The organism is Halochromatium sp. (assembly GCF_046541315.1).
GTDB lineage: Bacteria > Pseudomonadota > Gammaproteobacteria > Chromatiales > Chromatiaceae > Lamprobacter.
Genome location: NZ_JBKHDN010000070.1, coordinates 1 through 12,595 on the forward strand (window position 1 = coordinate 1; position 12,595 = coordinate 12,595).

6 protein-coding genes are annotated in these 12,595 nt (G+C 66.3%); 5 read left to right on the forward strand and 1 reads right to left on the reverse strand.

What is annotated here, in order from left to right:
• Positions 1 to 74: 74 nt before the first annotated feature.
• Both ACLFQI_RS06625 and ACLFQI_RS06630 read left to right on the forward strand, forming a co-directional pair.
• A complete protein-coding gene (locus tag ACLFQI_RS06625; protein WP_410758112.1) occupies positions 75 to 1,286 on the forward strand; it encodes a protein-glutamate methylesterase/protein-glutamine glutaminase in 1,212 nt (403 codons plus the stop codon).
• Positions 1,283 to 2,131 carry a CheR family methyltransferase gene (locus ACLFQI_RS06630; protein ID WP_410758113.1) on the forward strand — a complete coding sequence of 283 codons (849 nt, stop codon included), beginning with the start codon at positions 1,283 to 1,285 and terminating at the stop codon, positions 2,129 to 2,131. Before ACLFQI_RS06625 ends, ACLFQI_RS06630 begins: the two co-directional genes overlap by 4 nt.
• Before the next feature lie 34 nt (positions 2,132 to 2,165).
• Here the strand turns inward: ACLFQI_RS06630 and ACLFQI_RS06635 are convergent, their stop codons facing one another.
• Complete coding sequence (locus tag ACLFQI_RS06635) at positions 2,166 to 7,928, reverse strand: PAS domain S-box protein (RefSeq protein WP_410758114.1); 5,763 nt, start codon at positions 7,926 to 7,928, stop codon at positions 2,166 to 2,168.
• 315 nt (positions 7,929 to 8,243) lie between these two features.
• Between ACLFQI_RS06635 and ACLFQI_RS06640 the strand changes: the two genes are divergently transcribed.
• From ACLFQI_RS06640 to ACLFQI_RS06650, 3 genes are all read left to right on the forward strand, one after another.
• On the forward strand, positions 8,244 to 9,419 hold the full coding sequence (locus tag ACLFQI_RS06640; RefSeq protein ID WP_410758115.1) for an EAL domain-containing protein: 1,176 nt from the start codon (positions 8,244 to 8,246) through the stop codon (positions 9,417 to 9,419).
• A gap of 38 nt (positions 9,420 to 9,457) precedes the next feature.
• Positions 9,458 to 10,207, forward strand: a complete 750-nt coding sequence (locus ACLFQI_RS06645; protein WP_410758116.1) for a response regulator transcription factor — start codon at positions 9,458 to 9,460, stop codon at positions 10,205 to 10,207.
• 256 nt (positions 10,208 to 10,463) lie between these two features.
• The coding region (locus ACLFQI_RS06650; RefSeq protein ID WP_410758118.1) for a PAS domain-containing protein at positions 10,464 to 12,595 on the forward strand (2,132 nt) is incomplete at its 3' end.

Genomic DNA, 12,595 nt, shown 5'->3' on the forward strand with positions numbered 1-12,595 from the left:
GCGGCAGAACGATCAACTCATCGCCCTGCTCGATCCCGATGTGCTGTTTACCTGGCCGGATCCATAAAACATAAATGAAAGTCTTGGTTGCCGATGATTCTAGTCTGTTTCGCCGCGTCCTCACCGAGGCACTGAAAACCTTTCCCGGTATCGAGACCATCGACCAGGCGCCCAACGGGCGCCTGGCTCTGGCCAAGGTAGAAAAAATACAGCCGGACCTGCTGACACTGGACATGGAAATGCCGGAAATGGACGGCCTGGCAGTGTTGGACGCGCTAAAGAGGTTCCCCAATCCGCCGGTCGTGATCGTCGTCAGCGCTTTGACCAAAAAAGGCGGGCACCTGACCATCAAGGCCATGCAGCATGGTGCCTTCGATTTCATCACCAAACCCGCCACCTCGAACTTCGACGAGAGTTTCGCCACACTGCTCGGGGAATTGGCGCCACGGCTGAAGTCGCTCTCGGTGCGTTTCAACGTACGCGGCATCCTGCGCCGGCAACAGCGCACGAGCGCGGACCCCAACGCGGGACCCAGCGCGGCGCCCGCGCCAGGCGACGCACGCTCCCAGGCGCCCGCCGCCCCGAGTCCACATGCGAAGCCGCCGCCCGATCAGGCCGCCAGTCGCTCATCGGATCGGGCACCGGAGCGGACATCGGATCGGACAGCGGGCCCGGCGCCCAGCCGCCCGGCCCGGCTCGCCGCGCCCGAGATGCTGCTGATCGGCGTCTCCACCGGTGGCCCCAATGCCCTCGATCGCCTGATCCCAGCCTTGCCGGCGACGCTCGGGGTGCCGGTGTTCATCGTCCAGCACATGCCGCCGCTGTTCACCAAGTCGCTCGCCGAGCATCTCGCCTTGAAGAGCGCGCTCAAGGTCTGCGAGGCGGCGCACGACACCATCGCCGAGGCCGGCACCGTCTACATCGCCCCGGGCGGACATCACATGCAACTCGCCCACGGCGCCAATGGACAACCGCTGATCCAGATCACCGACGAGGAACCGGAGAACCACTGCCGGCCGTCGGTCGACTATCTATTCCGCTCGGCAGCCAACCAGTTCCCTGGCCGCGCGATGGCGGTGATCCTGACCGGCATGGGCAACGATGGCACTCAGGGCTTACGCCTGCTGAAACGCCACGGCTGCTTCGTCATCGCCCAGGACGAGGCCACCTGTGTCGTCTACGGCATGCCGAAGATCGCCGTCGAGGCCGGCGTCGTCGATCGCGTGCTGCCGCTCGACGCCATCGCCGAGGGCGTGGTCGCCGCCATCAAGGGACGCCACTCGTGAGTCAGCTTCCGCCGCTGAAGAGTGACGAACTACCGGCCTGGGGCGAGTACATTGCCAAGGCCTGCGGTGTGCGCCTGGACAGCAACAAGGGCTATCTGATCGAGTCGCGCTTAGGCGCGCTCATGCGCGAGACCGGCGCCGAGAGTTGGACGGCGCTGCTGCGCAAGGTCAAGACCGATCCGACCCGGCAGTTGCACGCCAAGGTCATCAGCGCCATCACCACCAACGAGACCTCGTTCTTCCGCGATCAGGCGCCGTTTCAGCTGTTGCGGCACAAACTGCTGCCGGAGTTGATCGATCGCCGCAACCAGGAGCGCGCCAAACCGATCCCGATCCGCATTCTCAGCGCCGCCTGCTCGACCGGTCAGGAGGTCTACAGCACGGCGATCGTGCTCAAGGACCTGCTCGGCGATTTCGAGGGCTACGATATCCGCATCCTGGGCTTGGATGTCTCCCCAGAGGCCATCGCCCAGGCCAGTTATGCCCACTACAGCCAACTTGAGCTGGCGCGCGGCGTCTCGCCGCAACAACTGACGCGCTATTTCGAGCCCGTCGGCAACAAATGGAAGATCCGCGACGAGTTGCGCGCCACCGCCACCTTTCGCCAGGCGAACCTGCTTGAGCCGATCTCGGCCCCGGGCCTCTTCGACATCGTCTTTTGTCGCAATGTCGCCATCTATTTCAACGAGCCGGACAAGATCCGCATGTTCAAAAACCTCGGTCGCGTCCTCGCGCGCCAAGGCGCCTTGATCATCGGCAGCACCGAATCGATCACCAACCTCTGCCCGGAATGGGAACCGCAGCGCTATCTGCGCACCCTCTACTACACCAAGAAGCAGGCCTAAGGGCGCGTTCCCAAGGAGCGCGCCGCCAGCGCCCTCACGCCTGCTCGCGAATGGCCACCTTCAGGGTGGTGAAATCGATTGGTTTACGCAGGATCAGCGTCGGTTCGCCCCGCTGATTCAGCGGCGCGTCCCAATGCGCCTGTTGACCGGTCATCAGGATCACCGGCAGCTGCGGATACTGCTTGAGCAGACGCGCGTGGAGTTCGAGGCCGTCCATGACCGGCATGGCGATATCGGAGAGCACCAGGTCGATGGGTGCCGCTGACGCGCTGGCCAGCCGCGCGAGGGCCGCCCCGCCATGCTCCGCCGTCTCGACCGCGATGCCATCGGCCTTCAACACGCGCGACAACGCATCGCGCACGCGCCGGTCATCCTCGACCAAGAGCACGCGCGGCGATTCGCTCGCCACCCGCACCTTTGATGCGGCCGTCGTCACCCTGTCCTCCGCTGGCGCCCTCTCCGCCTCGCCGGACCGCACGCTATCGGCCGGCGCCTCCACCAATGCCGCAGTCAGCGCCTTGGTCAGGACCTCGTCTTGTTCATCCAGCGCCTCGCTCAATGCCTTGCGCGCATCCTCGGCCTGTCCCGCCGCCGGCCCCTCGACCGGTCCCTCGACTGGCACCTCGGCCGGCAGCAGCAGCCGGAAGCAGCTTCCGGCGCCGGGCACCGAATCGACGCTCAGGCCAGCCTGAGCGCGGGCGACGAATTCGCCCACCATGAACAACCCGAAACCATGGCCGCGGCTTTTCGCCTTGGTAGTGAACAGGGGCTTGAAGATCTGATCGACCAGCTCCGGAGGAATGCCGGTGCCGGTGTCGCTGACCCGGATCTCGACGCAATCGCCGAGCGCCACCTCGCCGACCACGAGCGGCGTTGTCGCCTCCCACCGCAGGGGACGCGCGGCAATGGTCAGCGTGCCTTCGCCCCCGATCGCATCGCGCGCATTGAGCGACAGATTGAGCAGCGCCGATTGCAGGAAGGCGCGATTACTAAAGACCTGCAATCCCGGCGCGATCGCGAGTTCGAGCCGGATACGCGCGGGCAACACCTGCTCGATGATGGACGAGAGTTCGCCGATGGCGTCGGCGACATCGAGCGGTTCGAGCGGGATCTTGCCCGAGCCGCTCATGGTGAGCATGCCCGAGGTGAGCACCTTGGCCTGGCCGAGGGCGCTTTGGGTTTCGGCGAGGACCTGATCGACCTCGGGATCGGCGGCGTGTTGCTCATGCAAGGCGCTGGCGATGAAGAACAAATTGGCGTCGATCACGCCGAGCAGATTATTGAAATCGTGCGCGACCCCGCTGGCCAGATGGCCGATGGTCTCGCGCTCGCGCGCCTGCACCAGATTATCCTGCAAGTGCTGGCGGTAGCGCACCGCAGAGATACGCTGCGCGATCAAGCGCAACAGCTGACTCTGCCCGAGATCGAGCTGACCGATGGCGGTGGTGCCCGCGAGGATCAGCAACAGCCGCTCCGAATGCCCATCCGGGGTCAAGGAATCGAGCGCCAAGCCGATCATGGCCGCCTGTTCGGCGGCGGACGCGACCGATGCGTCGGCCGTCGCGCGCATCGGCATCAGGACCGGGCTGCCGAGTTCGGCGATGGCCTCGGCAACCAGGGTCGAGGGCACGGCCTGGAGCGCCTGCGGGCCGTCGTGCGGAACCGCTAACAGCAGATGCTCGACGCGCGCCTGGTCGATCTGCCAGATCGCGGCAGTATCGAACCGCAGCGTGCGCCGCGCCAGCCGCAGCAGGGACTCGATCTGCTCAGCGTAGGGTTGCGACAGGTTGACCACATCGATCATGTGCTCGAGCTGCGCCGCATAATCGCCGAGTTCCTGCTCGGCGACGCGCTGGCGCTCGCGCGCCTCATGCAGCTCGGTCACATTTTCGACCATCAGCAGCGCCAAGGGCTCGGCATCGGCGCAGGTCGACAGCAACGAGAGGCGCAGATCCACCCACAGCATCTCGCCATCGGCGCGCAGGTAACGGCTGGTGAAACGATGCGTCGGGCGCTTGCCAGCGAACAGCTCGTCAAAGGCCTCGAGCGCCGCGCGCAGATCGTTGGGATAGGTGAACGCATCCAGGCGCATCTGGGCGAGGACATCGGCCTTGGTACCGAGCAGCCGCAGCAACGCCTGATTGACCAGCAACGGGCGTCGATCCTGACCCACCAGCGCGATACCCAGCGGCGAATGATCGAAGATCGCGCTCAGTTGCGCCTCGCTGTGCGCGAGCCGCTGCAATGCCAACTCGCGTTCGGTGACATCCTTGGTCGTGCCCTGGTAGCCGAGCAGCTGGCCGTCCTCGGCGAGCACCGGGCCGCCGTCGGTGGCCAACCACAAAAGCTGCCCCGTGCGATGCCGGCAAGGGACGACGAAGTCCTGGAATGGCTGCTGGTGCGCGATGATCTCGGCCGCCTGCGCGATCCGCTCCCCGCCTTCGGACGCGTCGATGCACACGCGGTAGTGCTGGCCCAACATCTCATGCACCGGATGACCAAGCACGGCCTCGCAGACCTCGCTGAGGTAGGAGAAACGGCCCTCCGCATCCAGCTCCCAAGTCATGGTCCGGCTCTGGCGCGCGAGCGCGTCGTAGCGGGCATTGCTCTGGCGCAGCGCGGCGAGCGAGTGCGCGCGTTGCTCGCCGGCCACGAGGATGTTGGCAAAGAGTTGCAGGAACTGGATCTCGACCCTGCTCCACACGCGCGGCGCGTGCACCATCTCGGCACCGATGAAGCCGAACAGGCGCTCCTCGAGCTGCAGCGGCGCCAGCAGCAGCGATTGCACCTGCTGGGTCTCGACGCGACGGCGCTCCACGGCCCAATCGCTATCGCCGAACTCATCGACAGCGGCGATCACCACCGGCTCGCCGACGGCCAGCGGCGCCATCATCATCGGCAGCTTGGCGGTCGGCAGACCGAGATAGTGCGCCTGGATCGAGTCGACGCCGGGCGCCGTCCATTCATCGACCGCCGTCACCTCGCGGCCATCGGTGCCGAAGTGGAACAGATAACAGCGATCGGCGTGGATGAAGTCGCCGACCCGGGCCAGCGCCTGTTCGCAAGCGCTCTGGTTGGACTCATCCGAGACGCTGACGAAGCCAGTGGCCAGCGTGAGCAATTCGCTGACCATGGCCTCGCGCTCGGCGAGCGCGACCTCGGCCTGCTTGCGCTCGGTGATGTCGCGGCCAACGCCGATGATGCCAACGACCTCGCCGCGGTCATCGCGGATCGCGGTGTTCGACCATTGCAGCCAGCGCCAGCCCTGCGCGGTGTGTTCGCGTTGCTCGAGACTGCAACGGTGAGGCGGCGCATGCAGGGACGCCCGCGCCGCGGTGACCGCGGCGCGGTCGTCCGGATGCACCGAGGGCGTGAAGCTCTTGCCGAGCAGTTCGTCTTCGCGGCGCCCGAAGGTCTTGCAGTAGGAGGGGCTGACGAACTCGAAGCGCCCCTCCATGTCGACGCGCACGATGAGATCCTCGACGTTCTCGACCATCAGCCGGTAGCGCGCCTCTTGCTCGCGCAGCGAGGCCTCGGTCCGGCGCAGTTCGGTGACATCCAAGGAGGTGCCGAGCAGGCGCGTGGGCGCGCCTTCCGCGTCGCGGTGCAGACGCCCCTGTTGCAGCAGGGTCCGCGCGACGCCGTCCGGACCGAGCACGCCGTGCTCGATTTGCACGCTGCTTGCCGACTCGGCATCGAGGGCCGCGATGGTTGCCCGCACGCGCTCGCGGTCGTGTCTCGCCACCACCCCGAGGAAGGTCTCATGACAGGGCGCGACCGCGCCGGGCGCGAAGCCGAGCAGGCGAAAGGTCTCGTCGGACCATTGCGCCTGGCCGCTGCGCAGGTCGAGTTCCCAGCTCCCAACGTGGGCGATCGCCTGCGCCTCTTGCAGGCGGGCCTCGCTCAGGCGCAACCGCTCCAGGGTCTCGATCGCCTCGGTCACGTCCTGCTGCACGCCGATGTAGTGCGTCACCTGTCCCTCGCGGTCGCGCATCGGCGAGAGGGAGAGGGAATTCCAGAAACGGCTGCCATCCTTGCGGTAATTGCGCATGATCACGCTACAGCCCTCACCCGCCTGGATCGCCTCGCGCATCCGCCAGCGCGCCTCCTGCGCCCGATCGTCGCCCTGCAGGAAACGGCAGTTGCGGCCGATGACCTCGGCCGCGCTGTAGCCGGTCATGGCCTCGAAACCGGCGTTGACGTAGGTGATGAGATCGTCACCGTGCAGGCGCTCGGTGATCATGATCCCGGTCTGCGCCTGCGACAGCGCGTCGATCAGCACCTGATGACGACGGCGCAGTTGCAATGCCTCGAAGGCGACGCCGGCGGTGCTGGCCGCGGTCTCCAGGATCGCGCGCGCGAAGGCGGCGCCGGTCTCGGTCTGCTCGAACGCGGGCGGGCGCTGCTCGATGGCGACGAGCACCGTCGAATCGCCCATGATCGGCAACACCAACCCGGACAAGGTGGCTGTCTCGAGCGAGAACGGGCTGTCCTCGAGCGCGTCCGAGACGAGGTCCGCCCGCGTTAAGGGGCACGCCCTTGAGGTGCGCAGCGCCTCGAGCGCGCGTTCGATCAATGCCGGATGCTCGCCCAGCCGCGTGGCGCGAAGATCGGCGCCTCGCTGACGTGCGCGCCTGAACGGCGTGAAGGTGCCATCCGTCGCCTGCCTGAGCAGCAGGCAGCGATGATGCGGCAGGATGCCCTCGACTTCGTCGCAGAGCAAGGCCCCAAAGGAATCCGCATCCCCCTGTTGCTCGACCAGCGCCGAGAGGAGCCTGGCCTGCAAGGTCGCGAGCGCCTGCTGACGGCTCTGGCGCTGCTTCTCTTGCTCGACCTGCTCGAAGCTGAGGCGCAGCGAATCCGCCATGCCGAGGATGGTCTCGGCCAGCTCGTCGGTCTCGTGGATCGGCGTCTCGGTCAAACGCGGCATGGGCCGGGAGCCGGCAATCGCCGCCGGGAGGCGCTGGGTCGACTCGATCAACTGATGCAGGGGACGGGTCAGCCAGGTGCTCAGCCAGGCGGCGAGGCCAACGCCGGCCAAGGCGAGGCCGAGCAAGGTCAACAGGAGGCGCAGGAAGTAGCCTTGCAGGTCGTCGATCGGCGGCCTCGTCGGCGACTCGAGCGAGAACGCCGGCTCGTGTCGCTGCTCGCGCAGGCGCTCGCCAAGGCTCTCGAGCATCGTGATGTGCTCGCCGCGCTCGATCAGATGGGCCGCGTTGGGTTGCAGATCGTGCACCAGATCCTTGTTCTGCCAGACACTGAGCAACAGCACCGGCGCCAGCAGCGCTAGCACTAGGATGTTGAACAAGATACGATCGAAGGTGATCACGCGGCGCTGGTGCCAGATCAGGGCCGCCACCAGCACGATCAGCCCGGCGACGGTGGCGTTGATGATCCCATTGAGCGCCTGCTTGAGCGCGACCAACCAGGCGACGCCCCACTCCATGCCCAGGGCGAGGTGGTAGAACACCAAGATCAGCGGTATCCCGAGCGCCAACCAGAAGAGCGTGTCGGCGGCGGCAAAGGCCATGCGGCGACGAGAACGGCGCTGCGCGCGATGACGCAGCCAGCCGACGCCGGCGATCTCGGTCACGACGATGACCATGGCGTAAGGGTGCCCCCAGAGCAGCCAGGTCGCGCTGCCCCCGATCGCTGCGACCAGCAGGCCCGCGCGCACGCCTAGCCAGTACATGGCGAGGAAGGCGGCGATCGAGCCGAACAGCAGGTCGAAGCCGAAGAACAGCGGCAAGGTCAGGGTATTACCGGCGAGCGCCCACAGGCTCAGTAACGTGAGCATGAGCCGTTGCTGCCAGCGGGGCAGTTGGAGCAGGGCAGGCGAGGCGGGGGCGCGCGCGAAGCGGCTCGATGAATGTTGGTGCAAGAGAACCTCGTATCAGGGACTGGATCGGTCCGAGGGGAGTCTATGAACCCGCGCCCTGCGCCGTTACTATCGTGCTGAACGGGAGCGCTCCCGAAAGACCGCGCGGGTGCGGTATGGTGACCTCGAACGTCCCGCTTTGATCCGGCGACATCGGCCATATGCTATGCGGATGCGACCGGTATTCGCTGAACGCACCCGAAAACTCGCGAATTATACCGAGATTAGAGAACCATGATCCTCAGTTGCCTGGATGACGACCCGCGGATGGAAAGGACCCTGCGCCGCTTCGCCGGCTCGCTCGGTCACGAGGTGCGCTTTCAAACCACCAGTCAAGCCCTGCGTGACGATCTCGACCGGCAGGTGCCGGACGTGATCGTGCTCGACCTTGGCCTGGGGAGCGAAACCGGCGTCGATGTCCTCGGTTGGCTCGCCGAGCACCATCCCACCGTGCCGCTCGTGTTCCTGTCGGGTCACGGCGACGAACTCCTGGATACCGCGCGGCGCATCGCCCAAGGCAATGGGCTGACCGTCTACGGGGTGGTCAACAAGGCCAATCTGGTGCGCGAACTGCCGACGGTGCTGTCGCGCCCCGGCCCACCGGACAGCCCGAAAAAGCCCCGCGCCCCGGGCCGCGCCCCAGGCCGCGCCTTGGACGCGCTCAGTGTCGAGGATCTGCGCGCGCATCTGCATGCGGGGCGCATCACGCCCTATTTCCAACCCATCCTCTCGGCGCACACGCTGCGGCCGGTCGGCGCCGAGGCCCTCGCCCGCCTGGCGTTGCCCGAGGGCGGCGTGCTCGGCGCCGGCGCCTTCATCCCGCTCGCCGAGCAATCCGGCCTGATCATGGAACTGACGCGCGTGCTCAGCGAGCGCCTGATCGAACTCGAACCGCAACTGCGGCCATTCGGGCTCGATTTTCTCTCGATCAATCTGTCGGCCGCCAACATCGAGCGCAAGGGCGCGGCAGCGATGGTCAAACGCCTCGTCGACGCCTTTGCCGGCAGCAGCCGCATCATGATCGAACTCACCGAGACGGCGGTCCTGCCCGATCTGCAACAGATGCGCGCGCTCACCACCGAGCTGCGCCTCGGTGGCGCCTCCTTGGCCATCGATGATTTCGGCATCGGCTATTCGAGCATCCGGGCGCTGGCCGAGTTGCCCTATGATGTGCTGAAGATCGATCTTTCATTCGTCGCCGAGATGTTCGATTCGGAAAAATCCGCTAATCTCATCGCCGCCATGTTGCACATGGCCCATAGTCTCAATTTGCAAGTGGTCGCCGAGGGCGTCGAGACCGAGGCACAACGCGATCGGCTCATCACGATGGGCGTCGATCGCCTGCAGGGCTATCTGTTCGGCCACCCGGTGCCGATCGAGCACTTCGCATCCCCTGGCGCCTCTTCCTGATACCGTCGAGCGGCCTTATGTTGATGTGCTGAATCACGATGGACGACAAGGCAAGCATCATCGTCGTCGAGGACGATCGGCGCATGGGGCTCGCGCTCCAGCGTCATCTGACCAAGGCGGGTTATCGGGTCATCCTCGCCGACAGCGGTCAATCGCTGCGCCAGGCCTACCGCCGCACCGAAGCCGATCTCGTGCTCCTCGATCTCAACCTGGGGAACGAGGATGGCATCGACATCGCCCGTGAGCTAGCCTCGACCACCTCGGTGGCGGTGATCATCATCACCGGACGCCTCGACCTCGAAGACCGCGTCGAAGGCCTCGATGCCGGCGCCGACGACTATCTCGTCAAACCCTTCGAGATCGACGAGCTGCTCGCCCGTATCCGTGCCGTCCTGCGCCGCCGCGCGCTCGACGATATCCCCGCCGGAGTGGTCGAATGCGGTCCCTTTCGCCTGGATACCGCCACCCAGATCCTCCACCGCAACGGGGCCTCGGCAACGGACTTGACCTTGACCGGAACGGAGGCTCGCCTGTTCGGCATCCTGCTGCGCCAACATGGCCGCGCCGTCAGTCGCGAGCGCCTGAGCAACCGCGGCCCCCAGGACCCCGGCGATCGCAGCATCGATGTGCATATCGGCAACATCCGGCGCAAGCTGCGTGAAGCCGGCCTCGGCGAGCTGGCGATCAGCCCCGTGCGCGGCTTTGGCTACCGCCTGATCCTCAACGGCACCGACGCCCCCACCGAGACCCCCGCCGAGCCCCCCATCGAGACCCAGCCCGCCTCCTGACGCCCGACTCTTCCCCTCTCCCCTCGCCCTACTCTCCCTTCTCCCACGACCTTAATAAGTCTTTACCCTGGGGTGAATCCAGTTCGTATAGGCTACTGCTTACGGTGTCCCAATCGCCGAAAGACAGCCGCAGAGACAACGGAACAATAACCCCAACAGTCCATGTCGCTGCCGCTGACCTCGCACCCGGCTTTGGTCATGATCCTATGTTACGGCAGCAGTGCTCAAGCGCCCTCGATCGTTACGGAGGGCACCCATGAAGCATCGACAGACCGCGATCGGCCGCTTCGCCCCGCTCGCGTTGCTGGGCCTATTGGCATCCATTGGCAATGGTTTTGGGCTCGCGGTCTTTTTCGGCGTCGATTTCCTGTTCGGCTCGATCGCCGCACTCCTGGCGCTGTTTTGGTTCGGTCCACGCGCCGGCCTGCTCGTCGCAGCCATCGGCGCGAGCACGACCTGGCTCCTGTTCGCGCAGCCTTATACCGCTCTCGTCTTGCTGGCCGAGCTGACCTTCATCTGCTGGCACCGCCATCGCGCCGCGCGGGGTCAGCGCCGAATTCCCATGCTCGCCTCCAGCGATGCCCTCTACTGGCTGCTGCTGGGCATTCCGCTGGGGCTCGTCGTCTACCCTGTCGCCCTCGGCAGCGACGGGACCTCGACCTGGCTGATGGTCCTCACGCACGCCATCAACGGCATCCTGAATGCCACCCTCGCTGGCCTGATCATCTTGACGGTCGCCCTGTTCCGCGAGCGTCAACGCACTCTCATCAGCTTCCGCCGCATCCTCTTCAATGTCTTGCTGATGGCGCTTTTGCTCCCGGCCTTGTTGCTCGCGATCTGGCAGAACCTGGGGCTCAAGCATCAGCTCGAGACCGATGCCGTCGAACGTGCCAAGCTGACCGGCGTCGCGGTGGTGAACCAGCTTGCCGCCGAGGTCGATCCGGCAACGGTCGATCCGCTCGCCCTCGAGACCGCGCTCGACGCCCTGAGCCAGAGGTTGGGCGAGCAGATTGCCGCAGGGGGGCCGGGAATGTCCTTCACCCTGGAGCCCTGGTCCGCGTGGCGGGCGGAGGCCGGGCGCGCGCGGCAGGCGACCTCGGCGGAGGGGCTCTGGGTCACCCTGCCCGCCCAGCCCGTCCAGTCCCAGATCTTGGAACTCGCGCGCTGGCACGCCGCCGACTACCGTGTGCGCTTGCCTAAAGCGCTGTCGCCAATCGCCGATCAGGCCCTGATCGTCAACTTCGGCGCGGCGCCTTTGATCGACGAGCTGCAACAGCAGACCCTGCGCCACCTCCTCGTCTTAGCCGGCATCGCCTTGTTCGGCATCGCCATCGCCACCTGGCTCAGCAGTCGGCTGACCCGACCGTTACAGCAACTGGCGCAAGCAACGCAGCGGTTGCCGACGGCAATCGCCGACGCCCAACCGCTGCCACGGCTGACCCGCAACGCCATCCGCGAGACCGACGAACTGGCCTCGACCGTGACCGAGATGGCGCACTCGCTGCGCTTCAGCTTCGATCTGCTGGCGAGCAAGAAACAACGGCAGGATCAGCTGCAGGCGCTGGCAACGCTGCAAGCCCGACTGCTCTCGCGGCTGATCGAGCGCGACGAGGACGAGGCCGCGTTCGCCGACGATCTCCACGCCGAACTCGCGCGCCTGCTGCCCCGTCATCGCTGTCTCCTGATCCAGCAGGGACCGAGCGGGGAATACAAACCGCTCGGCACCGCCAGCGCCGCGGCCGGGACGCCCGCGCGCGACGGACCGGCGCTGCTCGACCAGGCGGCCGTCATCGCCTGCTGTGATCACGCCCTCACGACCGCGACCCCCTGTTCGCTTCCCGAGGCCACGGCTGCGGGACTCCTGTTCCCGATCGTTGGGCATGCCACCCTGCTCGTCGCCATCGAGCAACCGACCGCCCCACCCGACGCCCAAGCGGCAACCCAGCCCACCGCCAGCGACGCCGGCTTTACGCGCGAGATCCTCGAGGTCGCCAGCAACCTCGCCGGTGTCGCCCTCGAGGCGCTCCAACTCCGCCGCCGCCATCAGGTGCTGATCGAAGCGCTGTCACAGGCGCAGACTGGCGTCATCATCACCGAACACCTGCACGGCGAAGACCTCATCATCTATGTCAACTCCGGCTTCGAGACCATGACCGGCTATAGCGCGGCCGAGGTCCTCGGCCGCGACTGCCGGTTCCTGCAGGGCGAGGATCGGGCGCAGGAGGCACGCTGGCGGATGCGCGCGGCGATCCGCGCGGGCGAGACCTGCAACGTCATCATGCGCAATTACCGCAAGGACGGCTCCCGCTTCTGGAACTCGCTGCACCTCTCGGCGATGCGCGACCGCGAGGGACAGGTGACGCACTACATCGGCGTGCAGCAAGACAT

Coding starts and splice junctions, on each gene's coding strand:
- ACLFQI_RS06640 (WP_410758115.1), top strand. CDS start 8,244: ATGATCCTCAGTTGCCTGGATGACGACCCGCGGATGGAAAGGACCCTG.
- ACLFQI_RS06635 (WP_410758114.1), bottom strand. CDS start 7,928: ATGCTCACGTTACTGAGCCTGTGGGCGCTCGCCGGTAATACCCTGACC.
- ACLFQI_RS06645 (WP_410758116.1), top strand. CDS start 9,458: ATGGACGACAAGGCAAGCATCATCGTCGTCGAGGACGATCGGCGCATG.
- ACLFQI_RS06625 (WP_410758112.1), top strand. CDS start 75: ATGAAAGTCTTGGTTGCCGATGATTCTAGTCTGTTTCGCCGCGTCCTC.